Origin of the sequence: Paenibacillus typhae (assembly GCF_900099765.1) — a bacterium.
In the GTDB taxonomy this organism is placed as follows: domain Bacteria; phylum Bacillota; class Bacilli; order Paenibacillales; family Paenibacillaceae; genus Paenibacillus_AQ; species Paenibacillus_AQ typhae.
In genome coordinates this window covers 62,529-88,239 of sequence record NZ_FNDX01000024.1, presented here as the reverse complement: position 1 = coordinate 88,239, position 25,711 = coordinate 62,529, and the positions used below count along the sequence as shown (strand labels likewise).

The 25,711-nt window shown below is 52.7% G+C and carries 17 protein-coding genes; 12 read left to right on the top strand and 5 right to left on the bottom strand.

Annotated features, from left to right (window positions below; translation table 11 throughout):
• The first annotated feature begins 129 nt into the window (after positions 1-129).
• The 4 genes from ltrA to BLR64_RS18635 all read left to right on the top strand — a co-directional run bounded on the left by ltrA (position 130) and on the right by BLR64_RS18635 (position 5,572).
• Positions 130-1,422, top strand: a complete 1,293-nt coding sequence (gene ltrA / locus BLR64_RS18650; RefSeq protein ID WP_090716418.1) for a group II intron reverse transcriptase/maturase — start codon at positions 130-132, stop codon at positions 1,420-1,422.
• A gap of 298 nt (positions 1,423-1,720) precedes the next feature.
• The gene (locus tag BLR64_RS18645; protein ID WP_244157760.1) at positions 1,721-3,931 is read left to right on the top strand and encodes a methyl-accepting chemotaxis protein; all 2,211 of its coding nucleotides are present in this window, start codon (positions 1,721-1,723) and stop codon (positions 3,929-3,931) included.
• A 176-nt stretch (positions 3,932-4,107) separates the two neighbouring features.
• Positions 4,108-5,172, top strand: a complete 1,065-nt coding sequence (locus BLR64_RS18640) for a LacI family DNA-binding transcriptional regulator (RefSeq protein ID WP_090716414.1) — start codon at positions 4,108-4,110, stop codon at positions 5,170-5,172.
• Positions 5,173-5,242: 70 nt separating this feature from the next.
• On the top strand, positions 5,243-5,572 hold the full coding sequence (locus BLR64_RS18635) for a hypothetical protein (protein WP_090716412.1): 330 nt from the start codon (positions 5,243-5,245) through the stop codon (positions 5,570-5,572).
• A 124-nt stretch (positions 5,573-5,696) separates the two neighbouring features.
• Here BLR64_RS18635 and BLR64_RS18630 read toward each other — a convergent pair whose 3' ends face one another.
• From BLR64_RS18630 to BLR64_RS18620, 3 genes are read right to left on the bottom strand one after another with little or no spacing between them, the layout of a single operon-like run.
• Positions 5,697-6,869, bottom strand: coding sequence for a glycoside hydrolase family 130 protein (locus BLR64_RS18630; protein WP_090716410.1), 1,173 nt, complete (start codon positions 6,867-6,869; stop codon positions 5,697-5,699).
• Positions 6,869-8,083, bottom strand: a complete 1,215-nt coding sequence (locus BLR64_RS18625) for an AGE family epimerase/isomerase (protein WP_090716408.1) — start codon at positions 8,081-8,083, stop codon at positions 6,869-6,871. The genes BLR64_RS18630 and BLR64_RS18625 overlap by 1 nt, the downstream gene beginning before the upstream one ends.
• A gap of 10 nt (positions 8,084-8,093) precedes the next feature.
• Positions 8,094-9,053, bottom strand: a complete 960-nt coding sequence (locus BLR64_RS18620; RefSeq protein WP_090716407.1) for a glycoside hydrolase family 113 — start codon at positions 9,051-9,053, stop codon at positions 8,094-8,096.
• 286 nt (positions 9,054-9,339) lie between these two features.
• Here BLR64_RS18620 and BLR64_RS18615 point away from each other — a divergent pair, with 286 nt between their 5' ends.
• Together BLR64_RS18615 and BLR64_RS18610 are read left to right on the top strand one after the other, a co-directional pair.
• Positions 9,340-11,403, top strand: a complete 2,064-nt coding sequence (locus tag BLR64_RS18615; protein ID WP_167360724.1) for a methyl-accepting chemotaxis protein — start codon at positions 9,340-9,342, stop codon at positions 11,401-11,403.
• Positions 11,404-11,553: 150 nt separating this feature from the next.
• The gene (locus BLR64_RS18610; protein ID WP_244157759.1) at positions 11,554-13,338 is read left to right on the top strand and encodes a peptidoglycan D,D-transpeptidase FtsI family protein; all 1,785 of its coding nucleotides are present in this window, start codon (positions 11,554-11,556) and stop codon (positions 13,336-13,338) included.
• Here BLR64_RS18610 and BLR64_RS18605 read toward each other — a convergent pair.
• On the bottom strand, positions 13,299-14,495 hold the full coding sequence (locus BLR64_RS18605; protein ID WP_090716403.1) for an AI-2E family transporter: 1,197 nt from the start codon (positions 14,493-14,495) through the stop codon (positions 13,299-13,301). The two genes, BLR64_RS18610 and BLR64_RS18605, sit on opposite strands and share 40 nt — an antisense overlap.
• A gap of 264 nt (positions 14,496-14,759) precedes the next feature.
• Between BLR64_RS18605 and BLR64_RS18600 the strand changes: the two genes are divergently transcribed.
• Positions 14,760-16,139, top strand: a complete 1,380-nt coding sequence (locus BLR64_RS18600; RefSeq protein WP_090716402.1) for a polysaccharide deacetylase family protein — start codon at positions 14,760-14,762, stop codon at positions 16,137-16,139.
• Positions 16,140-16,717: 578 nt separating this feature from the next.
• On the opposite strand, the gene ilvD is transcribed toward BLR64_RS18600, so the two are convergent.
• On the bottom strand, positions 16,718-18,403 hold the full coding sequence (gene ilvD / locus BLR64_RS18595; protein WP_090716400.1) for a dihydroxy-acid dehydratase: 1,686 nt from the start codon (positions 18,401-18,403) through the stop codon (positions 16,718-16,720).
• A 411-nt stretch (positions 18,404-18,814) separates the two neighbouring features.
• On the opposite strand from ilvD, the gene BLR64_RS18590 reads away from it, so the two are divergent.
• From BLR64_RS18590 to BLR64_RS18570, 5 genes are all read left to right on the top strand, one after another.
• Positions 18,815-19,768 carry a glycoside hydrolase family 43 protein gene (locus BLR64_RS18590; RefSeq protein ID WP_090716398.1) on the top strand — a complete coding sequence of 318 codons (954 nt, stop codon included), beginning with the start codon at positions 18,815-18,817 and terminating at the stop codon, positions 19,766-19,768.
• 431 nt (positions 19,769-20,199) lie between these two features.
• Positions 20,200-21,948 carry an extracellular solute-binding protein gene (locus tag BLR64_RS18585; RefSeq protein ID WP_090716397.1) on the top strand — a complete coding sequence of 583 codons (1,749 nt, stop codon included), beginning with the start codon at positions 20,200-20,202 and terminating at the stop codon, positions 21,946-21,948.
• An 11-nt stretch (positions 21,949-21,959) separates the two neighbouring features.
• Positions 21,960-22,931 carry an ABC transporter permease gene (locus BLR64_RS18580; RefSeq protein WP_090716395.1) on the top strand — a complete coding sequence of 324 codons (972 nt, stop codon included), beginning with the start codon at positions 21,960-21,962 and terminating at the stop codon, positions 22,929-22,931.
• Between the two features lie 16 nt (positions 22,932-22,947).
• Positions 22,948-23,883: a carbohydrate ABC transporter permease gene (locus BLR64_RS18575; protein ID WP_090716394.1), complete on the top strand. Its 936-nt coding sequence runs from the start codon at positions 22,948-22,950 to the stop codon at positions 23,881-23,883.
• A gap of 44 nt (positions 23,884-23,927) precedes the next feature.
• Positions 23,928-25,706 (top strand): glycoside hydrolase family 2 protein, encoded by a 1,779-nt coding sequence (locus BLR64_RS18570; protein ID WP_090716392.1) that lies wholly within the window; start codon positions 23,928-23,930, stop codon positions 25,704-25,706.
• Positions 25,707-25,711 lie beyond the last annotated feature (5 nt).

The window sequence follows — 25,711 nt, the reverse complement described above, 5'->3', positions numbered from 1 at the left end:
AAGACGAAGTGAACCGTCTGTGGGAAGGGAGTCCGAGGGGCTCATAGTACCAAAGAACCTAAGGACAACATAACCTTAGGGAGGGAAGGAGCCCTGCTTTGTTTATGCTTTTGGAGGAGGTACGAGTGAGTGAATGCCAACCGGCTAACGACACCTAAGGAAAAAGTTCAAGAACTCCAAGAAAAGCTAGGTCATGCGGCCAAGGAGAACAACAAGCGTAAATTCCATGCATTGTATGACAAGATCTATCGGTGGGATGTACTGTGCGAGGCATGGAAACGAGTGAAAGCCAATAAAGGAGCTGCAGGAGTAGATGCCGTGACGCTAGCAGACATTGAGGAACAAGGAGAAATATCGTTTCTCAAGGCCTGTGAGCAAGAGCTTAAAGAAGGCAACTACCATCCGCAACCTGTACGTAGACACTATATTCCGAAGAAGGATGGCAAGCAAAGGCCATTAGGTATACCCACTGTGCGGGATCGAGTCATACAGATGGCAACCAAATTAGTGATTGAGCCCATCTTTGAAGCAGACTTTGGGGAGGTATCCTTCGGATTTCGCCCGAAACGAAGTGCTAAAGGAGCGTTAGAACGTATTCGTAAAGCCTGCAACCGTAAGGGGAATTGGGTAGTCGACGTCGATATCCAAGGCTACTTCGACAATATTAATCAAGAGAAGCTAATGAAATTGGTACGGATGCGAATCAATGACAGGCGGATATTGAAATTAATACAAAAGTGGTTAAGTGCAGGAGTTTTGGAAGAAGGAACGGTAAGACGCTCGGATTTAGGGACACCGCAAGGAGGAGTGATTTCACCGCTCCTTGCGAATATCTATTTAAATTACTTCGACCAACTCTGGGAGAAACACGGAAAAGGAGTAGGTGAGCTCACGAGGTATGCAGACGACTTTGTGGTGGTTTGCAAAACTAAAAAGGACGCAGAACATGCGTATAAGCTTATATGTACGATTATGGAACGTCTGGAGTTGACCCTACACCCGACCAAAACCCGAATTGTAGGATTGTGGACTGGAGACGAAGGATTCGATTTCTTAGGCATGCACCACCGGAAAACCAAAGCAGAAACATCCCAAGGTAAGGTGTACTACACCACACAGCAGTGGCTAACACAGAAGGCAGAGGAACGTATTCGTGAGGTGGTCAAAGAAAGATTGGGGCCGCCGAGCATGCGCTCAAGAACGTTTGAAGAACATGTAGAATGGCTCAATCCCAAGATTCAAGGATGGAGAAATTATTACTACACGAACTATAGCCAAAAGAAATTAGCAAAACTAGACTGGTATATTTTAGGGCGGTTAACACGGTGGTATGCCAAGAAGAGACAACGTAGAAGATGGAAGGGCTCACTATCTGAGGTTAAATATATCGCCTTACAGCATGGACTCAAAACGCTATTGTAATCCGCACGCCCATGAATGACGAACATCGGAAAGCCGTATGAGGGAAAACCTCACGTACGGTTTGATGAGGAGGGGCTGAATTTGTTCAGCCCTTTACTCTAGTATGAAAAATGTGGAAGAGAAACATATAATATAAAAACTTCTCAGGATATTTCTCTGTAAACCTAAGCAATTCGCCCTAATTAGCCGATATAGATGGTGAACGCTTACATACATCCTCTATTCTAGCTGGCAGGTGATGGTATGGGGAATTCCGGACAGAAGAACAGAGAGAAACCAGAAGGGGAGAAGGGTCAAAGTGAGAGAGAACAAACAAAAATCAGGCAAAGAACAGAAAATAAAACCAGGTCTTGCAGAGGACAACAAGGTACCTGGTAAAAGCAAGAGCAAAATAAAGATGCCGGAATTGAGCTTTAAAGGGGTAATGAACGGCTCACTCCATCAAGTAAAGAGGGTAAATCCGGTTAAATCGGTAGGCGTCAAGCTGTTTCTGATTTTTCTGTCAGCGATTGTAGTTGTTGTACTCCTTCTCGGTCTATTGTCTTATAACAAAGCCAAAACGACGATTAAAGATAATGTGTCAGAGGCGAACAGGCAGACTATTCTGCAGACATCGGACAAGCTGGATATTATGCTCAACCAGTACGAGAATCTTGCGCTTCAATTATATTTTGATACCAAAATGCAAAGCGATCTGACCGAACTTATCTCCGCTGAGTCTAATTATGATAAATTTGTCGCCACGGATTCAATCAGCAAGAAGCTGTCCAGCCAGACGACCACAGACTCTAATATTGTGGCGATTTCACTGATTCCGACTGAACCGGAAGAAAGTGTTATCTCAAGCGGCAATTCCAGTCTGAAGATGGACGGAATCAGAGATCAGGACTGGTTCAAGACAGTGGTCGAACGCACTAAAGAATACACCGCGTACTATTCCAAAGATGGCGAGTCGCTGCAGAATTACTGGTTCTCAACGGCCGTGCAAGGAAACGGCGGCAAGAATGTCGCAATGGTAAGATCACTGAAAACAATGGGATCCGGCTCAGGTTTTGTCATGATGCTGGAGCTGAAAAACACACTGCTTGAGGATGCCTTCAAAAGTGTGTCACTGGGCGACGGATCGCGAATTCAGCTGGTTGATTCGGAGGGCATTGTAGTTGCATCTTCCGTTCAGGCTGATGACGGAAAAGCTTCGGAATTCAGCTTCATTAAGGACAGCAAGGATGCGACGAACAGCCGGGAGGCCAAGGACGGTAATGGCCAAGATGTGCTGGCCGTATTCGGAACACTGACCAAAGCAGACTGGAAGCTGAGCGGAGTCATTCCGACAGGTGAACTGGTAAAAGCCGCTAAGCCGATTCTGTTTACCACCTATATGGCCGCGCTTGTTGCAGCTCTGCTTGCTGTAGTGCTGGGCTTCTGGATGGTGCGGATGATCGCCCGGCCTCTGGCCCGTCTTAAGGATCTGATGGTCGAAGGATCCAAAGGCGATCTCAGTGTCCGTACCGAATATGCATCCAAGGATGAGATCGGCCAGTTGTCCGCATCGTTTAATGTGATGATGGAGCGGATCACCGAACTGGTGGCCCAGACCACGGATACAGCACGTGAAGTGCTGGAGACTGCCGGCGAGCTTGGCGATGCCTCCCGCAAAACGGCTGTTTCGGCCAAGGAAATTGCTGCAGCCACGGAAGAGATTGCCGGAGGTGCCGGCAGTCTTGCACTGGAAGCAGAGCGCGGGAATGAGCTGACCGATCTGATCGGTACACAGATGCAGAGCGTCATTGCCGCAAACGCAGCGATGGACGAGGCTGCGCACACGGTCGGTGAAGCCAGCGGACATGGGGCGAAGCAGCTAGGGGAGCTGCTGGAGAAGACCGGCCTGATCGGCGAGAAGACCAGTGCCCTGGTGACCCGTGTTAACAATCTCAAGGATACGGTATACTCGGTTGTTAAAGTGCTGGACGTGATGAAGAATATAACCCAGCAGACTAATATATTGTCCTTGAACGCTACTATTGAAGCGGCAAGAGCAGGTGAAGCGGGCCGCGGATTTATGGTGGTTGCAGGCGAAGTCCGGCAGCTGGCCGATCAGTCCAAGCAGTCCATTGCCCTTGTGGCCGGCATCATTGATAATATCGTTACTGAAATGAACGGAACGGTGGAGGAGCTGTCCGAAGTGGCGCCGCTCTTCAAAGAGCAGATGACCTCAGTCAAAAGCACCAGCGATATCTTTGTATCCGTGCAGGGGCAAATGGAGGATTTCATCGCCAGCCTGGAGTCCGTTACCAGTGCGATCGGCAGTCTCAGCCACTCGCAGGGTGTGCTGTCTGATGCAATGGGCAACGTAAGTGCAGTAGCACAGCAATCCTCGGCTACTTCAGAGGAAGTGGCGTCACTAAGCAGCGAGCAGCAGAATGTGAGCGATCAGCTCGTATCCCTGTCCGGCAAGCTTGAGGTGGCCTCGAACCAGCTGAAAGACAAGCTGTCCATGTTCACTATTTAAAATTGGCCGGCAGTCAGCTGGTCTTCATATTGCAGAGTCAGGCCGGTTCTTCCTCAGCGGAGAGTCGGCCTGTTCATTTGTGAGGGGCTTTTCCTTGTGTATCCCGAAAAGGACAAGTATAATTATTTTGTTAGGTAAATGTTATGATAACGGAATTATTACTTGGAGGAATATAAGTGGCTAAAAAGATAACGATGCAAAAAATCGCCGACCACCTCGGGGTCTCTAAATTTGTCGTTTCCAAGTCCCTGTCCGGCAAAGAGGGCGTCAATGAAACGACCCGGGAACGGGTGATTCAGGCTGCTTCACAGCTGGGCTATTTTACGCAGAAGAACGCCTATATGCAAAATGCAAAACGCTCCACCCAAACGTCTGCCGGTGACCGTAATAAACAGTCGGTCCTGGTGCTGATGCCCAATATCCGTTCGCAGACACAGGATTCGCTGTACTGGGGTAAAATTGTTGACGGGATCGCCCTCGCTTTGGATGAGCAGGGACTGGGTATGGTAATCGTCTCCGAGCACCGCGCAGACAACTTTGTGAATATCCTGAATCCCGGCGGCCTGCTTGGCCTGGTCGGTGTAGGCACGATCTCAACCTCGCTGCTGCTGGAGGTGCACCGGATCGGTCTGCCCATGGTGCTTATAGACCATGAAGATCCGCTTATTCCAAGCGATACCGTATTTGCGAACAATATGGATTCCATGTCCAGGCTGACCAATCATCTGCTGGGAATCGGCCATACGCACCAGCATTTTATCGGTCCGATCCGTTATTCACGCAGCTTCAGGGACCGCTGGATCGGGTTCCGCAGTTCGCTGGAGGAGGGCGGGCTGCAGCCCCAGTCCGGTGATGACGAGCTGCTGCTGCAGGAAGGAATGGACTCGATCATCTTGCATGAAGAACTCAAGCAGTGGCTGCTAAAGCGCAGAAAAGCAAACAATATGCCGACCGCGCTGCTGTGCGGCAATGATTTTATTGCGCTCACTGTCTGCAATGTGCTCCGGGAGGAGGGCTTGTCCGTGCCGGGGGATATTTCCGTTACCGGCTTTGACAATATTGATGATGCCGCCAGAGGCATTCCGCCGCTCACCACGGTCCATGTGCCCAAAGAAGCGATGGGCCGGGCTGCCGTAGAGAAGCTGCTGAGCCGGATTAACAGCCCGTCTTCGCCGCTGGAGAAGATACTGATCGCTGCCGACATCGTCCACCGGGATTCGGTGGCTGAGCCGCGCAGCTGAGCGAAGGTCAGACTGAAGCCGGATACGCTGTCCACTAATAAAAAAAATCGAAACTGGAGTGAACATCGATATGAGTTATGATGTACATATTACCCGGGCGGAACACTGGACGGAAAGCGGCAGCAACCCGATTTCACTGGAGGAGGCGAAAGCCTTTTTTGCCGGTCAGGAGGACTTTGAGTATAGCAGCGGTCTTTCGGTGCAAGGTCCGTTTGGAACGCTGGCGATTGGCGGAGACTTTTTTAACTGGCTGGCGGAAGAGGACGAACAAATCCCTTTTAAATATACAGATGGACGGATTACAGTAGCGGGTGCCGATGATTTTGTAATAGAGAGAATGAGCGGGGTTGCTGCCGGATTAGGCGCTAAAGTACAGGGAGATGAGGGGGAGGTTTATTAGTTTCGGCAAAAGTATTGTATGCTGCCGGGCGGATCAACCGTTTTCAAGCGATAACAAAAGGCGGGTGCCGGCAGGAACAATTAAGTTCTGCCGGCACCCGTCTTTTTGCTGTAGAGCGGATAAGTTATAGCTGCAGATTACGGTCGATCAATGCGATGCGCTGCTGAACGCAGGCGTAGGAGCGGAGCGGATCTTCCGGTGTGTTCAGCACATAGTCGAGCATCTGGCCGACTGTGGTGGTTGCGACATGCACGCGGGTGTCTGAGGAGGCGTAGTAGATATAGATATCCCCGTTGTCACGGGCGATTACGCCGTTGCAGAACACCACGTTAGAGACATCCCCGACGCGTTCTTCCCCGTCCGGTGCGATGAAGTGGCCTCCCGGAGCATGGGTGACCATGTTCGGCTCATTCAGGTCGGACAGGAAGACATAGAGCACATAGCGCAGGCCGGCAGCGGTATTGCGCACGCCGTGGGCGATATGAAGCCAGCCGCGCGGCGTTTTGATTGGAGCCGGGCCCTGGCCGTTCTTCACTTCCTTAACCGTATGATAATAGCGCTGGTCGATGATGGTTTCGCTGCCGATTACCGCATTCTCAATGGTGTCAGACAAGCCCCAGCCGATGCCGCCGCCGGAACCGGCATCGATGAAGCCGTCCTGCGGACGGGTGTAGAAGGCATACTTGCCGTCTACAAACTCTGGATGCAGCACGACATTGCGCTGCTGGGCGGAGCCGGTTTTCAGGTCGGCCAGGCGCTCCCAGCTCTTCAGGTCTCTGGTGCGCGCGATCCCGCACTGTGCCACGGCGCTGGACAGGTCGCCATGCGGGGCATCCGGGTCTTTGCGCTCGGTGCAGAACAGGCCATAGATCCAGCCGTCCTCATGCTTGGTAAGGCGCATGTCGTAGACGTTGACGTCAGGCTCTTCCGTCTCAGGCAGGACGAACGGATGATCCCAGAACCGGAAGCCGTCCACTCCGCTGTCACTCTCGGCGACGGCGAAAAACGATTTGCGGTCGTTGCCTTCAACACGGGCGATAAGGTAGAATTTACCGTCCAGCTCGATTGCCCCGGGATTAAACACGCCGTTAACGCCAATCCGTTCGGCGAAGTAGGGGTTAGTCTCCGGGTTAAAATCATAACGCCAGATCAGCGGAGCGTGCTCTGCAGTCAGCAGAGGGTAGCGGTAGCGGTCATAAATCCCGTTGCCGTAGGGCAGCTTTTCATTGGTCCGGGTGATCAGCGCCTCATAGCGCTGGGTCAGCTGTGCTTTGCGTTCTTCGAATAATGCTGTCATTAATGAGTCTCCTTTACAGCGGCCTGCAGTCTTCCGATCATCTCAAAGCAGGCTCTGCCGTTATGATAGGGGCATTTCCAGGCACTGACCTTGGGAGCGTGGGCGACTGGCTGCCGATGCTCATCTACTGCCCAGTACCATTCACCATGCTCGTGGTCAACAATATAACGGTCGATGAACGTCCACACTGCTGCAGAGGCATCCAGGAACCGTGTATCCTGTGTCAGCTGATAAGCGTTATAGAACCCTACCATGGCTTCCGCCTGCGGCCACCAGTCTTTTTCTTCGTTTAGCAGGCCGTTCTTGTCGGCCTCATTCCAGATGCCGCCGTCCTTGTCTATACCTTCGGCCAGCACGGCTTCAGCCATAGTTACAGCAACCTTGCGTACACGTTCCAGCAGCGCTTCATCCCCCAGCACCTCTGCCGCTTCCACCAGCAGCCAGCTGCCTTCAATATCGTGGCCGTAGGACGTAATATCCGATTTGACATGCCACTCTTCATCCATGAACAAGTGAAAATGCTGGCCCTGATCATCAATAATGTGGACAAGCATCGTGTCAATCAGCTCGGCCAGCTTCACCCGCAGCTCCTCTGACTTCCACACCCGATAGAGGCCCGTATAGCCTTCAAGGACATGGAGGTGGGTATTCATTGATTTCTTCTCATTCATATCCTTATCGCTGAGCGACAGTTCATCTGTAACCTCCCATTCGCGGGACAAGGCTTCGATATATCCTTTATAAAGAGAATCATAGCTGTACTTCTCCAAAACCCGGAATAACTCTACTGCGTGATTCAGTGCTTCCTCATTGCCGGTGGCATGATAGAATTCAGCCAAAGCATAGATGGCAAAAGCCTGCCCATATACCTGCTTCTTGGACTGGGAAGGAGCACCCGAAGCGTCCACCATCCAGTACAGCCCGCCGTATTCCTTATCCAGAAAATGCTCCAGCAGGTAACGGTAGGCCCGTTCAGCCATACCCAGGTATTCAGCTGACCCATAGGTCCGGTAAGCCGTCGCAAAGGTCCAGAGAATCCGCGCATTAAGCACCAGGCTCTTCTCGGCTCCGGGAATCACCTTCATTTGATTGTCGATCTTCCCGACGAAACCGCCATGCTCCTCATCCAGTGTGTGCTTCATCCAGAAGCTGAGGATATTGTTCTGCAGCTCGTTTGTGAGGGCATCCAGCCACGCTTCAGTTGCTATTTTCATTTTGATTCGTTCACTCCTGATTATTTATTATTTTGGAGGTGAAAAATTCCTTGATAACCGGAGCAGCCGCCTTGCCGTACATACAGTAATCATCACTCTCTGCTGCCTCCTCCGGTGGGTAAAGCTCAGCCGGCCAGTCCCAGAGCATGAAGCCCTGCACCCAGCTGCGGCACCCGCTTGCACCGAACATCGCCCTGTAGAAGCGGAGCTGCTCCTCCTGATCCGGTACGCCCGGCAGTGACCAGTCATTGGGAATCGCTGCGCTTCCGCTGCGGCTCGGACAGCCGGCTTCCATAAAGAAAAAAGGCTTGCCGTACGCTTTTACCACCACTTCAATTCTGTCCAGCTGCTCTTCCCAGTCTGTTTCAGGATAATAACCGCTGGACGAGATGACATCGAGCGCATCCCACCAGGTCACATTGTCCTCCTGATACTTGTCGCAATTGTAGGTCAGTACACCGGTGTATACCCTGCGGACTTCCGCAATCAGTGTGCGCCATTCGGCTTCACGCCGGTCCGTCTGCACCATTTCACAGCCGATGCAGAACATTTCACAGCCGGTTTCCTCGGCAATCGCAGCATAATGCAGGATAAAGGCGGTATAAGAGCGGAACCAGTCTGACCACTTGGGCTCACAGGGAACATCCTTGTCGAAGAAATTGATATGTGCCCGCCATGTCCCGTCAGCGCAGTTGACAATCGGTTTCAGGCAGACCTTTAAGTCCAGTGACTTGGCCTTGCGGATTGCCCAGAGCACTTCATCATCAGTGACCGTCGGTGCCTCCTGGTAAGGGATAGCTGTGGACTGGGCAGTAGCCTGAAAAGCGCTGAAGGTGATTGCCGTCCAGTTGGCTCCCGTAACCGATTTCATAAGTCCCATTGAGGCCCCGGCAGCCTCTGTTGCCCACGTTCCCCGTTTGCCCATGAAACCCCAGGTAACGCCTCCGACATATTCATTCAGCCGTGACATTTGCAACCCCCGCTTTGCTAATGATAATGGAATATAACAAAATTAATTTTGTTATTATTATTTAGTTAAAAGCAAATAACAAAATCAACACAGTTTAGTTATAACCCTTTTCGGGAGCGATTTCAAGAGGGGAAAGGGATGAAACGAGGCGGGGAATCCGTTCTTTTTAAGAAATCTTCGACAGGAATCGCCTAATGGAACAAAATCACAGCAAATGTAAGCTTAATCGTTTATGATTAATTGCGGTTATGTGCAAAAGATAATAATGATTCGGCGGTGGTTTTTTGTGAGCAAATCAAAAACAGGCAGCAGTGGATTCACCCGGCTGCTTCCATCCAGATCGCTGGGAACGCGGTTATTCCTGGTGTTTTTCATCACCACTATGGGAATAGTGCTGTCACTTGGCTATACCTCGTACTCCGTAGCTAAGCATACGATTGAAACTAATGCTCTGGCAGCTAACGAACAGACTGTTCAGCAGACGGCTGAGAAGCTGGATGTTATTCTGCTGCGTTTTGAGGACAGGCTGGGCGAGCTGTTTTACAACGGTGCGATTATGCAGGCTGTCCAGTCTGGAACGGCGTCATCCGGCAATGGGACGCGGGAGGCAGCGGCTGCAAGAATTCAGGCCGTTTTGGATAAGTGGCTCATTGCTGCCGGTAATATGCAGGCTGTATATCTTGTTCCGTTGGATGAGCGCCTGCCGGTTGTTGCTTCAGGAGCGTCTGACAACACATTTGTTGAAGGAATTCGAAGCAGTGACTGGTTCAGCCAGCTGCAAAAGCAGCCCCAGGGTGTATGGATTACACAGGCTGTGAAGCAGGGGGAGAATGCGGGGGTTTTTCATTTTGCCAAATCGGTTAGCGGTAGCTCCGGGAATGCAGGCTATATTGCAGTTTGTGATATCAAGACCGCCGATATTGAGAACCAGCTAAGCAAGGTCAGCTTGGGCGCGGATTCCTACATCCAGCTGCTGACAAGCAAAGATGAGCTTATTGCCACCTCACAGCATCAGGAAGCGGATTCTTATCTGCGCCTGGGCGGAACACTGTTTAATGGCCTGAGCCAGGCATCAGGCTCGCTGCCGACCAAGGATGAGCAGGGCAAATCCATTCTGGCGGTGTACGGCACACTGGCAAGCTCAGGATGGAGGGTTCTGGGCGTAGTCCCGGCGGACAATTTGACCAGGGAAGCAGGGCGTATCCTGAATACCACATACATTGCTGTCGCAGCCGCCGGCATTATTGCAGCTTTAATCGGATTCTGGATGATGCGGATGGTCTCGGGACCGCTGAACCGGTTGAAAACGCTGATGTTCCAGGGAGCGGAGGGGGATCTCAGGGTTAGAACCCAAGTAACGTCAAGGGACGAAATCGGCCAGCTCTCCGGCTCCTTTAATATGATGATGGAGCGGATTAACGAGCTTGTAGTACATACGAATGAAACCGCCCGTGAAGTGCTTGAGACGGCAGACGCTCTGGGCGAGGCGTCACGCAAGACGGCGATGGCGGCCCGGGATATCGCTTCCGCAACGGAGGAGATTGCCGGCGGGGCCGGCAGCCTGGCGCTTGAAGCCGACCGGGGCAATGAAATGACGGAGCGGATATCCGGCCAGACAGCCCTGGTTATCACTGCAGCACAGGAAATGAGCAGCACGGCACACAGTGTCGGGCAATCGAGCCGTGAGGGAGTTGCCAGGCTGCAGGAGCTCCTGGACAGAACCGGGAGCACCGGCAGAATGACCGGTACCCTGGTGGAGAAGGTGAACGAGCTGCAGGAGACGGCATCCTCGGTCATCAAGGTGCTGGATGTCATGCAGAATATCACGCAGCAGACGAATATTCTGTCGCTGAATGCGACTATCGAAGCAGCGCGTGCAGGCGAGGCGGGCAGCGGCTTCATGGTGGTAGCGGATGAAATCCGCCAGCTTGCCGACCAGTCCAAGCGCTCGATTGCCCTGGTCGCGGAAACTACAGACACGATTATTAAGGATATTAATGAGACGGTGAACGCCTTGTCTCAAGTAGCCCCGCTCTTTACGGAGCAGATGGCCTCAGTCCGGGATACAAGTGAAATTTTCGTATCGGTACAGGAGCGGATGAACCAGTTCATAGCGAGCCTTGATTCTGTCTCGGATTCCATCGCCGGGTTAAGCCAGTCTCAAAGAGGGCTGTCAGAGACGATCGGGAATGTCAGCTCGTTTGCCGAGGAATCCTCTGCGGCCTCCGAGGAGGTTGCTTCACTCAGCGGCGAACAGCAGAATGTGAGTGATTATCTGGTCGAGCTTTCAGGTAAGCTGGAGAAGGCTTCTCTCATGCTCAGGGAGCGGCTGTCCAGGTTCAGCGTATAGAATGACTATTATCAGCCGTACTGTCCACCCGGATAGTACGGTTTTTTGATTTTGCTGATGCAGGGTTATGTAATTTATCCGGAAGGTGGGCATAATAGGTGCAGAAGTCCTGACCGGCTAAGGTACAGGCGGCACGCGGGAGGAATAACCTTGCATAAACACAGCAATAAGCGAATTGTCTGGAGCCTGCTCATTTTGTCGGCTCTAGTTGGAGTTCTGATAATCAGACTTGCCTGGGTGCAGCTTGTGCTGAAGAACAGGAACGTGCCGGGTGCAGCATATACAATGGCCCAAATGGCCGAAATTCAAAGTGAGCGGGAGATGGTGCTAGACAGCGGGAGGGGGCGGCTCTATGACCGCAGCGGCAAGCCGCTTGCCGGTGAGACGGTGTGGACGGCAGCTTTTTTCCCGCAGGAGGAGCGGACGGCAGCGGCAGATGGACATAAGCTGCAGCGGCTTGCCACTGTGCTCGGAGTGACGTACGGCGAGCTGGAGAGCCGGATCAGCGGCCTGAAGGAGCCGTTGATCTGGCCATCGGCCGGAAGCCGGAAGCCTTTGGCGCTGACCCCGGATCAGGCGGAGCAGGTAGAGAAGCTTGAGCTTAGCTACGTCCGTGCGCTGCCGTTTGCCCGCAGATATGACGGAGCTGCATCCGGACGTCAGTGGCTGGGGTATCTGTCTGAGCTGTCACCTGCGGCCGCGAAGCAGTCCCCGACCGGACTGCGGGTTCCGCTTGGCGGGACAGACGGGCTTGAGAAGACGCTGGAGCCGTTGCTGCAGGGAGTCGGACATACGGAAGTCTATGCGCAGGTGGATGCCCGCGGCAACAAGCTTCCCGGCAGCGTACTGAAAGTCAGAACACCGGGGAATCCGTATTACCCGCTCTCTGTATATACCACTATTGATAAAGAGCTGCAGGAAGGGATAGAAAAGCTGGCTGTGGAGGCCGGGATGAAGGAAGGGGCGGTGGTTGTGCTGGACTCCAGGTCAGGGGACATTGAAGCCATGGTTTCGCTGCCTTTATATGACCCGGATCATATCTCGCCCGAAGGGGGCGAATGGAACAACCGGGCCCTGCAGGCGGCTATCCCCGGCTCGGTCTTCAAGATTGTCACGGCCGCCGCAGCCCTCGAAGCCGGCCTGACCTCGCCGGAGGAACGCTTCTTCTGCTCCGGCGAATTCGGCAGATATCACCTGTCCTGCCCGCACGGCAAAAAACACGGCTCCCTCACGCTGGCGCAAGGGTTCGCCGTGTCCTGCAATACCGTATTCGCTACGCTGGCCGAGCGGCTCAGCGGCGCTCAGCTCCAGGCCGCAGCGCTTGCGCTCGGCCTGGGCAGAGACATCGGCTGGCAGGCTGCGGACACGCTGGGCCAGCCGGTGCTCCGGCCGCTGGCTGGCGAGCAGCCGGGCCGGATCTTCAGCACCCTGGTTCCGGACGACGCCGGGGCCAGGGTGCAGACCGCCATTGGCCAGCGGGATGTAACCATGACGCCGCTGCAGGCGGCGAATCTGGTAGTCACGCTGCTGCATGGCGGGGAAGTGCGGGCGCCGCGCATTCTGCAGCGCGTCGCCTTCCGGAACGGGCAGACGCTGCAGGAGCTGCCCGCCCATCTGGCGCCGGCCGCCGCAGGCGCCATCTCCCGCGGGACCTCCCAGGCGCTGCTGTCATGGATGCGCCTGGTCGTTACGGAGGGAACCGGCAAAAGGCTGCGCAGCACGCAGTGGCCGGTCGCCGGCAAATCCGGAACGGCCCAGACAATGGTGAAAGGGGTGCCGCGTAACAACCAGTGGTTTATCGGCTACGGGCCGGCAGACCATCCCCGGTATGCCGTCTCCGTTGCCGTGGAGAACGTGGACCCTGACAGTGAACATACCGCTACCCGGCTGTTCGGTCAGATTTTTGATTTGCTGTCGGCATCTTCCGGAGCCTGAGGCTCAGCGACGGAGTCACCGGACACCGTGCCGCCGGCAGTGGACGGGCCGGATGCGGCAAACGGCGATACGATGAACTCTTCCTGCGGGAGGTAGATCCAGCGCTGCAGATAGCCCTGCTGGATCAGCTCCTTGATCAGAATGAGCAGAATCGGCGACAGGATCAGTCCGGCAACCCCGAAGGCCGACATAGAGAAGATGACAAAGGACAGCATCAGGAAAGCGGAGGAGACCCCGATGGAATTACCGGTAATTTTGGGCTCCAGCAGCTGTCTTACAATCAGTACAACGGCGAGCAGTACAATCAGTCCGATGGCAAGGGAAGTATTGCCGACGATGAACAGGTAGATGATCCAGGGAATCAGGATGGTGGATACACCCAGCAGCGGCAGCACGTCGAATACGGCGCAGATCAGTGCCATTGTCAGCACATTGCCGGTACCCAGAGTGAGCAGCCCGGCCAGTACAATAACGAAGGTGATGCCGATCAGGATCAGCTGTGCCTTGAGATAAGAACCAATGGCCTTAAAAACATTCCCCTGGACAAAGGCGTAGGCGGTCTTGAATGTTTTAGGCATTTTGTCATGGGCAATTTTGCGCCAGTCCTTGATCTCCATGCTGAGGAAAAAGGCCAGAATAATCGCAATGCCGAAATTTCCCATAAAGGAAGAGAAGGAGCCAAGCGCTCCGATCATATATTTAAGGAAAACAACCAGCCAGTCAGACAGGACATTGGTGGCATCTGTGAAGTAGCCGTTGAGTTTGTCGGTCAGATCGGCCGGCAGGGCATCAATCTGCTGCTGGAGATATGTAGTGGCCTCGGTGAAATGCAGCTGAATAATTGCGGTGTACCTCGGCAGGCTATCCTGAAAGTGCAGCGCCTGGGTAGCGATAAGCAAGCCGGCACCAAACAGGATTCCAAGCAGAATGACCAGAAACAGCAGCACCGAGATGGCTGAGGCAAAGGGCTTACCCATGCCTTTGCGGTTAAGAAAGCGGGCCAGCGGCTCAATCAGCAGGAAAACAAAAAACGACAGAAATACAGGGGCGGCGAGCTGGTACAGCTTGCTGAAGGCGAGCATAACGAGATACACCGTCAGCACGACCAGCCCGATGTCAAAGAACGTTCGCCAATATTTTTTGTACAGCGGCAGCATAGATTAACACGACTCCTTTTCCATTACACGGATTTAGCTGATTTTACGTTGCTCCATGACATTGGTTTCTTTTTAGAGAAAATGACAAATTTATCTTGCATTCATTGTACACGATTTTAATAAAAATGCGTCTTTTTCTTTGTGACCTGTGTTAAAATAGGGGGTAACGTTTTTTTTTCGGAATCTGTCCGAGGTAGCTGTCACCCAACTTGGCCGTACCCGTAAGGCGAGCCAAAGTCAACTCTGGAAAAGCGGGGAATATACATGCAGACTTTGCTGCTCTGGTTATTTTACATCTCTACCTTCTATGCTTTCATTCCCGGAATGATCAGCAGAATTTTCGGCTACCGCGTCTTTCGCAAAGGAATCGGGCGCAGTGAATTTGCCCTTACCTTTGATGACGGGCCGGACCCGTACTATACACCGCTGCTGCTGGATCTTTTGAAACGGTATGAGGCCAAGGCAACCTTCTTTGTCGTCGGCTCACACGCCGAGCAGAATCCGGAGATTATTAAGCGTATCCATGATGAGGGTCATCTCATCGGCATTCATAATTATGTGCACAAAACCAACTGGCTGATGCGGCCGGCAACCGTCAAGCAGCAGATCAAGCGCACAGATGACATTATTTACAGTCTTACCGGTGTACGCAGCACGTACTACCGGCCGCCGTGGGGCATTGTCAACCTGTTCGATTTCTCCAAGCGCCGTCAGGTGCAGATCGTATTATGGTCTGCAATGTTCGGGGACTGGAAGGAAAAGCTTGGGGCAGAACGCCTGACCAGCAAGCTGCTTAACAAGCTGGGTCCCGGTGAGGTAATGCTTCTGCATGATTGCGGTACGACCCTCGGCGCCGATCCGAAAGCGCCGGAGCATATGCTGGTTGCCCTCGAAAGGATGCTGGATGAGGCCCGCCGCCGGAACCTGCGCAGCATCCGGATCGACGAGATGATCCGGCAGGTGCAGACCTCCCCGGTCTCGCAGCTATCCTACGGCAAACGGCTGGTCGTCGGCCTGTGGCTAATCTGGGAGCAGTGCTTCCAGTTCATGTTCCGGATCAAGACCATTGCACCCGCTGACCCGTTCCTGCATTACCGGCTGCGCAAGTACCAGGGCGAAACGGTGCTGATGGATAACGGGGAACACCTGGTCAAAGGGGACCCGATCATCGAGCTGCACATCGACAACAGACAGCTGTTTGAGCTCGGCGTGCACTCCCGGTCCTCTGCGCAGCTGGCCATCCGGATGATCCGCCGCATGGAAAAGGATCTGCCGGTGCTTGCAGAGCGGATTGCCGCAGATGTGGATCTGGCAGAGGCCAAGGCGCTGTACGGGGTAAGCATGCTCAACCGCGGGCCCGAGAAGTTCGGCTTTATGGTGCTGGATCTGCCGGACGGCTGGTTTGCCCGTTCGACCAAGTTTTATCTGAGCATCCTGCTCAGTGTTATTCACCCGGCTGGCGGCGCTCGGCTCAAGGAGCGCAGTGAGGTGCTTGTGCCGAAGATGATGCTGATGCCGGTCTCGGAGCTGCTGGATAAGATGAACCAGCAGCGGCCGCAGAAGCAGGTTAAGGCGCGTGAACGGGTAAGGGAAGAGGAGCTTGCCCTGGAAGCGGAGCTTCCGGGAGCGACGGTTGTACATTAAGCTGATCAGCGGGTAGATTCATTAATTAGTCAGCTGAGTGAGCATAGTCTAGTCAGCAATCGCTGGCTTTATTAGCAATAGGAGTAACCAGGCCATTATTAACGTAATAAAATGTACAGGACAGGGGCTTTTGAAGCCCCTGTCCTTTTTGTTATCTGTTACGCGGCCTGCAAGCCGTGCTCTTATTTTCGTCTAATAATAAATATAGATTGGCCGATTACCCGCCTGCTTGTAAGCATAGCTGCACTTTATACAATTAAAAACGGGCGTATCCGGGTGCATTGGCCATATAAATGTACTATGTGCAGCTATTTCAGCCAGAATCGCTCCAAAGCGGCTTTAAATGGCCGTTTAGTTGCACAGAATACAGCTATATGAACATTTCCGTCAAAAACAGGTCTTTTAACTGTACAAAATACAGTTATTCGTTTGGCGGAGACGCTGCCTGCAAATGCAGGTGTCATTCATTTCGTCCAAGGGAACCCCGGACGCACTTGTAGCAGAGGACCGATGCAGAGGCCTGGACACACAAAAAGGTCCCGGACGTCTCACACGTCCGGGACCAGAATAAAAAGCAATTAAATCTTCAGCACGCCGCCTTTGCTTGCGTTGGTAACGAGCGCGGAATAGCGGGCCAGATAGCCTTTCTTGACCTTAGGCTCAAAGCCCTTCCAGCCGGAGCGGCGGGTGGCCAGCGTTTCCTCATCAACCAGCAGCTCAATCTTGCGGTTGATCAGATCCAGCTCGATGATGTCGCCGTCTTCAACGAACGCGATCGGTCCGCCTTCAGCAGCTTCCGGCGAGATGTGGCCGATGCTGATGCCGCGGGATGCGCCGGAGAAACGTCCGTCGGTGATCAGGCCGACTTTGGCGCCGAGGCCCATGCCGACGATCTGGGAGGTAGGGGCAAGCATTTCCGGCATGCCCGGTCCGCCCTTCGGACCTTCATAACGGATAACTACGACATGGCCTTCTTTAACCTTGCCGTTAGCGATGCCTTCCAGTGCCGTTTCCTGGGAATCAAAGCAGATCGCCGGTCCTTTGTGGTAGCCGCCTACAGAAGCGTCAACTGCACCGACCTTGATGATCGAGCCTTCCGGTGCCAGGTTGCCGTAGAGTACCGCGAGACCGCCTACTTCGGAGTATGGATTGTCCAGCTTATGAATAACGCTGGTATCCAGAATTTCGTGGCCGCGGACATTCTCGGCAATGGTTTTGCCGGTAACGGTCATGCAGTCGCCGAAGAGAGCACCCGGCTTCTTGAGCAGCTCGTTCAGCACGGCGCTTACGCCGCCTGCACGGTCAACATCCTCGATGAAGATGTCGGAGGCAGGAGCCAGCTTGGCCAGATAAGGTACACGGTTAGCCACTTCGTTGATGCGCTCCAGCGGATAATCGATCTCGGCTTCCTGGGCCAGAGCCAGTGTGTGAAGCACTGTGTTTGTCGAGCCGCCCATCGCCATATCAAGAGCAAAGGCGTTATCCAGTGATTCCTTGGTTACGATATCACGCGGCTTCAGATCCAGCTTGATCAGCTCCATCAGCTGGGTAGCAGATTTGCGTACGAAATCTCTGCGTTCTTCGGCTACGGCAAGGATGGTGCCGTTACCCGGAAGGGCAAGACCCATTGCTTCAGCCAGACAGTTCATGGAGTTCGCGGTGAACATACCGGAACAGGAGCCGCAGGTCGGACAGCCGTATTGTTCAAGCTCAAGCAGCTCAGCATCGTTGATCTTGCCGACCTGATGCGCGCCTACGCCTTCGAATACGGAGGTCAGGGAGAGCTTTTTGCCCTTGCTGTCTACGCCGGCCTTCATCGGTCCGCCGCTGACAAAGATGGTCGGAATGTTGACGCGCAGGGCGCCCATCATCATGCCGGGGGTAATTTTATCACAGTTGGGAATGCAGACCATGCCATCGAACCAGTGCGCGGAAACAACGGTTTCCAGTGCATCAGCGATGATCTCACGGCTTGGCAGCGAATAGCGCATACCGATGTGGCCCATGGCGATTCCGTCGTCTACGCCGATCGTATTGAATTCAAAAGGAACGCCGCCGGCCTCGCGGATCGCGTCCTTGACGATTTTGCCGAATTCCTGCAGATGAACATGACCAGGTACAATATCAATGTAGGAGTTGCAGACCGCGATGAACGGTTTGCCGAAATCCTCCTCTTTAACTCCGGCTGCACGCAGGAGACTGCGGTGCGGAGCGCGGTCGAAGCCTTTTTTAATCATGTCTGAACGCATTTTCTTGGCTGCCATATTAACATTCCCTCCCAAAATTTGTTGAACGGATATAGTGTCGCATTAACGCATTGCAATCCCGAAAGCTGCGTGTCTGCGGATTATAGAAATAACGGGGTCCAGCTTCATCTTGCAGAAGGAGGGCGGAGCCGTTTCTATAAAAAATAATGCCGTATTAACAGGGCCAGACTGTCCTGCTTCAGCAGGCAGCGTGCCAGTGTTATTAGTGAGTCTATCATAAAAGGCCTGTTTTTTCTACCGGACAATGTGAAGTTTGTCGGCTGATGTGCGGCTATAGACAAGTTAAGAGGGGCTGAGTAAGATGGACATAACTTTGAACAGGGAGGTGCTGGAGAGAGAGGATTATTATTCTAAATTTCTGAAAGCGCATTATCCGATTGAGAGTGAAATTGTATTGGGAGGGATAAGATGACTGAGAGTAAGACATTTCATAATCCGGTTGTGGAAAAGGCGGCTGATCCCTGGGTGCTCAAGCATACCGACGGCTGTTACTATTTCATGTCTACGAAAGGCAATTGTCTGGAGCTTACACGGTCTGAGACGTTGACGGGGCTGGCTTCGGGCCATAAAAAAACAATCTGGTCACCGCAGCCCGGCGGCCGCTACAGCTATAACCTCTGGGCTCCGGAAATCCACCGGCTGGACAACAACTGGTACATCTACTACACGGCAAATGACGGGGGCGGAGACGAATCGCGCCGGATTTGTGTGCTGGAGAACATAGCCGCTGATCCTCTGGAGGGTGAGTGGAGCTGGAAGGGGGCGCTGCAGACGCCGGTGCCCGGATTGGACGGGACGGTTATGACACTGCGGAACCAGCTGTATTTCCTGTACGCAGGCTATGGGCATTTTCCCGAGTATGGATCGGCGGTATACATCATGCGGATGGATAATCCCTGGACGGTGACAGGAGAGCAGCAGCTCCTGACCGCGCCAACGCTGAAATGGGAGCAGCAGGGCGGCATGGCGATTAATGAAGGTCCGGTGATCCTGCAGCGGAACGGCCGGGTGTTTCTCATTTATTCGGCCAGTACAACCTGGTCAGAGGATTATTCACTAGGCATGCTGACAATGAATGAAGCGGATGATCCGCTGGAACCGCAGTCCTGGGAGAAATCCATGATGCCTGTCTTCTGCAAAAGTGTGGAGAATGGAATCTATGCGACTGGCCACAACAGCTTCACCAGGTCCCCTGATGATCTTGAGGACTGGATTGTGTATCATGCGCTTCCTGCCCCCGGTGCAGACGCTTCACTGCGTGCCACCCGTATCCAGAAGTTCGGCTGGCACCCTGACGGTACACCTGATTTTGGAATTCCGCTGAGCGACAGCCAGGCCATTGATGTTCCGGCAGGAGAATAAGAAACAGGTTATATAAAACATAACTTTCGGCTTCTGCATGCCTTTTGTTACAATAATATTGTAACAAAAGGTTTTTTCTTTGTGATCCTTTATTTGAAATCTCAAGCGGTTTTATTCTGCGGTTAATCGACAAAAAACCGAGAAACGTCTTAGTTTATAAGGGTTTATTTGATTAACTTATTTATTGCTTAAAAATATTGCCTGCTTAGATCCATGAAATAAACTAACGATAAATATGTTTGAAAGCGTTGACATTTAGCCTTTTCGTGCTTATAATCCGATTAAAGATACAATAATTATGTATCTAATGATTGGTTTGTAGTTAATTAATTACAGCAAAAGGGGAATATTCAGCTGTGGCAGAGGAGCGGGTACTGACTTCGGATTCGTTTAAGGTAAGGCGCAAATCATTTAATAGCGGGGGGTTAAGTATGAAGAACAATACAAAGCGCTTGGTTAGCCTGTTATTTGTATTAATACTGATTATTTCGACTGTAACGGCGTGCAGCGGCAACAATGCAAAGGACGATACTGCGGAGATGGACCCGGGCACTAATAATGCAAATGTAACCCAGGAGAAGAACGATGTGGCCTTTACGGATATCAGCGGTGACATCCGCGGGAATACGGCGCCTACGCAGGAGCAAATCGATGAAGTGAACGCTACCCTGAATGATACTTACCTCGGCGATAATTACGATGAAGTGATTCCAAGTGATTACTCCGCTTATCCCGTAAAGGGCGATGTGGTCCTCGATGTATGGATGCCTGCGAACTCCAACATTCCGGATATGAACAATCATGCCGTCCAGAAGCAGGTGGAGAAATTAACAGGGATCAAAGTGAATTTCATTACACCGCCGATCGGCCAGGAGGCAGATGCCTTCACGCTGATGATCTCCTCCGGTGATCTTCCAGACATCATCATTGAGCCGGGACGTTACCCGGGCGGGCTTGAAGCAGGTGTCAATGACGGCGCTTACCTGGATCTAACCGATCTGATGGAGAAGAATGCCCCCAACTATACACAGTGGCGTAACTCTGATGAAACCCGTCGGAAAACGACGGTGACCGACGAAGGCAGGCTGCTCGGCTTTTACGGGATCGCCCCTTATTCAGAATGGACCTGGTTCGGGATGCTGATCAAGCAGGAGGCGCTGGACAAAACAGGGCTGGCTGTTCCTAACACAATCGATGAATGGCACACCTTCCTGACCAAGGCAAAGGAAGTCGGCTATAAGGCGCCGCTCAACTACGGCTCGACTTACGGCCAGATTTTTACCGGCATCATTAACGGAGCTTACGGGGTATGGGACTGGACCTTCCTGGACGGGAACGGCAAAGTGGCCTGGGGGCCGGCGCAGCCGAAAGCGAAGGAGTATCTCGCAACCATGCAGCAGTGGAACAAGGAAGGCCTGTTGAATCCGGACTGGGCGACAGCGGACTTTAACCAGAGAATGGCCAGTGCGATTTCCGGTGATACCGCGGTGATGATGGATTCTCCGGATACGATGTGGAGCTATTGGAAGGAGCAGAGCGGCATTGATTTTGTCGGGGCGCTGAATCCGGTGTTGAATACAGGGGATAAATCGGCAACCACCTATAAAAATTTCAAAAGAACGGGGACAGAAGCGGCGATCACCACCCAAGCTGACAATGTGGAAGCAGCAATGGCCTGGCTTGATTTCAGCTACAGCAAAAAAGGCTGGGAAATGATTAACTTCGGCGAATATGGAACGGTGCATCTGATCGACGACAGTGGCATGCCGTATTATCCCGAAAACAGCTATATATACAAGGACCCTGAGGGCCAGCCTGTATCGACCACGCTCTGGAAATACCGGATGCACACTTGGCCGAATATCCGTGACGAGCATCATGCCAATCCGCTGATCACCGCCAAGGGGAGCTATTCCGGGGAGATCCGCAAGTACTGGACGGAGAACATGGATACCAGCATGGCGGTACCGCCGCTTACCTTTACCAAAGAAGAAGCCTCACGGGAAGCTGAGCTTGGGAACCAGCTGTCGACGCTGCGCGGAGAATATTTTGCCAAGATCATCATGGGCGAGCTGCCGGTTGATGCTTACGACAAATTTTTGAAAGAAGCGCAAAGTATGGGACTGGATGAATTCCTGAGTATCCATCAGGCAGCCTTGGATCGATATAACAAACGATAGGTGGTTGTTTTATGGAGATTGTACGGAACAAGAACGGTGGTGCTCCTGTTCCTGCGGCCGCTAAGCCTAAGAAGACCGGACGCATCATCAAGAAGGATCTGAAAAAGAACTGGTTCGTCTACCTGCTGGCCGTTCCGGTAGTGGCCTGGTTTCTGATCTTCTGCTACGGGCCGATGTGGGGCGTTCTGATCGCCTTCAAGGATTTCAAGCCGCTGCTGGGGTTTAACGCGAGTGAGTGGGTCGGGCTCAAGCACTTTGCTGATTTTTTCGGGGGACCGTACTTCTGGCGGGTCGTTAAAAATACGCTTATGCTCAACGTCTGGGGAATTGTGTTCGGTTTTACCGCACCGATTATTCTGGCTCTCCTGCTCAATGAAATCCGGGCTGAGAAGTTCAAGAAAACCGTGCAGACAATCACCTATATGCCGCATTTTATCTCACTGGTGGTCGTCTGCGGGATCATTCATATCTTCGCTGCAGACGAAGGAATCGTCACACAAATTCTGCAGCTTATTACCGGAAAAGAGTACTCGTCGCTGCTCGGCTATTCCTCATTCTTCCGTCCGATCTATACATTCTCCGGCATCTGGCAGAGCATCGGCTGGGACAGCATCATTTATCTGGCGGCGATGAGCTCAATTGATACTTCTCTATACGAAGCAGCCGAAATCGACGGAGTGGGAAGGATCAAAAAAATGTGGCATATTACGCTGCCGCAGATCAGTCCGGTCATCATCATTCTTTTTATTTTTGCCATTGGCGGGCTGATGTCATCCGGTTACGAGAAAATTATCCTGCTCTACAATCCGTTGATCTATGATACGGCGGATGTCATTGCCTCCTACGTGTACCGCCGGGGGTTAAGAGAGGCCAGTCTGAGCTATTCCACGGCTGTGGGTCTGGTCAGCTCGATTGTGAATTTCGGCCTGCTCTGGATGACCAATACCCTTGCCAAACGCAGATCCGAGACCAGCTTATGGTAAGAAAAGAGGGACAGCCATGAATGATAATCCGCAGCCTATAGTGAAAAAAAGCAGGAAATACCGTTCACCGGGCGACCGGCTCTTCGATATCACGCTGTATATCCTGCTGACGGCCCTGACTCTGGTGTGCTTTTATCCGATTCTGCATATCTTGTTCGCCTCGGTCAGCAACCCGGGAGAGCTGATCGCCCATAAAGGAATTCTGCTCAAACCGCTCGGCTTCACCTTGGACGGCTATAAGCTGGTGTTCAAGGATAACAGCCTGATCAACGGATATAAAAACACGATTATCTATGTGGGGGTAGGCACCCTGGTCAACATGATTATGACCATCCTGGGAGCTTATGTGTTATCGAGAAGAGACTTGTATTTCAAAAACTTCATCATGATCCTGATTACGATCACGATGTTCTTCGGCGGCGGGCTGATTCCGTGGTTCTTATTAATGAAGGATATCGGCCTGTACAACAATCTGTGGGCGATGATTCTGCCGACGGCGCTGAGTACCTGGAACATTATTATCCTGCGGACCAGCTTCCAGGCTATTCCGCAGGAGCTGGAAGAAGCGGCAACGATTGACGGCGCGAGCCAGGCTAATATTCTGATCAATGTGATTCTGCCGCTGTCCAAGGCTACGCTGGCTGTTATTTTTCTGTACTATCTGGTCGGGAACTGGAATTCCTGGTTCAATGCGATGGTGCTGCTCAAAGACAGGCAGCTCTTTCCGCTACAGCTGTTAATGAAGGAAATTCTGGTTGCCAATGACTCTACTGCAACCTCCATCGGCAGTGCGGGAGGTGTAGTCATCGACAGTGCCGGCAGCCAGACGGCCTTCCGCGAGCTGGTTAAATATTGTGCGATTGTCGTATCCACCTTGCCGATTCTGATGGTTTATCCGTTCCTGCAGAAGTATTTTGTCAAAGGCGTCTATGTCGGCTCCATTAAGGGTTAACAGCAACAGAGAGAAAAAATTAAGCAATAGGAGTGAAGTACACCATGTTGATTGAAGCAGGCAATACCTTAATTTCCCGTCCTGAATATCCGCGGCCGGAGTTCAGGCGCAAAGAGTGGCTAAGCCTGAACGGAGCATGGGACTTTGGCTTTGATGATGAACGTGCCGGTGAAGAAGAGCAATGGTATAGGAAAGACACGCCTGCGCTGTCTGTGCGGACGATTCAAGTGCCCTTTGCCTTCCAGAGCAAGCTGAGCGGCATTGAAGATCCTGGGTTTCATGATGTGGTGTGGTACAGAAGAAGCTTTGAGGTTCCTGAGGCCTGGAGCGGCAAACGGATCATCCTGCATTTCGGGGCCGTTGATTATCTGGCCAAGGTCTGGGTGAACGGACAGCTGGCAGTCATGCATGAAGGCGGACATACACCGTTCCAGGCGGACATTACCCCGCTGCTGGTTCAGGGCAGCAACAGGATTGTAGTGCGGGCGGAGGACTTCAGCCGCGATGTAACGCTGCCGCGGGGCAAGCAATACTGGCTGGAGCAGTCTGCTTCGATCTTCTATACCCGTACAACCGGCATCTGGCAGAGTGTCTGGCTTGAGCCGGTGCCGGCGGTGCATATGCACAAAATAATGATGACCCCGGATATTGACCGTAACGAAATCCGCATCCGTACGTTCGTTGACGGCTTTAAGGCTGATGCTGCGCTGAAGCTCCGCATCAAGGTTACATACGGCGGGGAATGGATTGCTGAAGATCAATACCATGTAGGACACTCTGAGCAGCTGCGGACGATCGGACTGGGTGATTTTGCCGAGCATGGTCTGGGACGGCTGTGGAGCCCTGAACACCCCAACCTGTACGATATTGAGTATCAGCTTGTCCGGGGGGAAGAGGTAATCGATGAGGTCGCTGCCTATTTCGGCATGCGCAAGGTATCGGTTGAGGACGGGAGGCTGTGCCTGAATAACCGTCCGTACTATCAGCGTCTGGTTCTGGATCAGGGGTATTTCCCTGACGGGATTCTGACCGCACCTTCAGACGAAGCTTTGAAGCGCGATGTTGAGCTTGCCAAGGAAATGGGCTTCAATGGTGTGCGCAAACACCAGAAGACGGAAGATCCGCGTTTCCTGTACTGGTGCGACAAGCTGGGCCTGCTGGTATGGAGCGAGGCAGCCAATGCCTATGAGTATTCCGAGGCGTATGTCCGCCGGTTCACCAAGGAATGGCAGGAAATTATCGAGCGTGATTATAACCATCCGAGCATTGTAACCTGGGTTCCGCTGAATGAAAGCTGGGGGGTTCCCAATGTGCAGATCGATAAGCGCCAGCAGCAGCACGGTCTGGCCATGTATCATTTGACCAAATCGCTGGATGAAATGAGGCCCGTTGTATATAACGACGGCTGGGAGCATATGACGACAGACCTTATAACGATCCATGACTATGAGAGCCGTCAGGAGGTGTTGGAGCAGCGGTATGCTACGGTTGATTCTGCTGTGAATTCCATGCCGGCTAACCGCAAAATTTTTGTGGGCGGCGCTTCCTATCAGGGCCAGCCGATTCTCATTTCGGAGTTCGGCGGCATTGCCTTTAAAAAAAGCGAATGGGAGGGCTGGGGCTATTCCGGAGCCGAGAATGAGGAGGATTTTCTGATCCGGCTCAAGGCAGTCGTTGAGCCGATGTTCTCCTCACCGGTGATTCAAGGCTTTTGTTATACCCAGCTGACCGATGTCGAGCAGGAAATCAATGGTTTGCTCACCTATGACCGCAAGCCGAAGGCGCCGCTTGCGGAGATTCGTAAGATCATGACCGGCAAATAAAAACC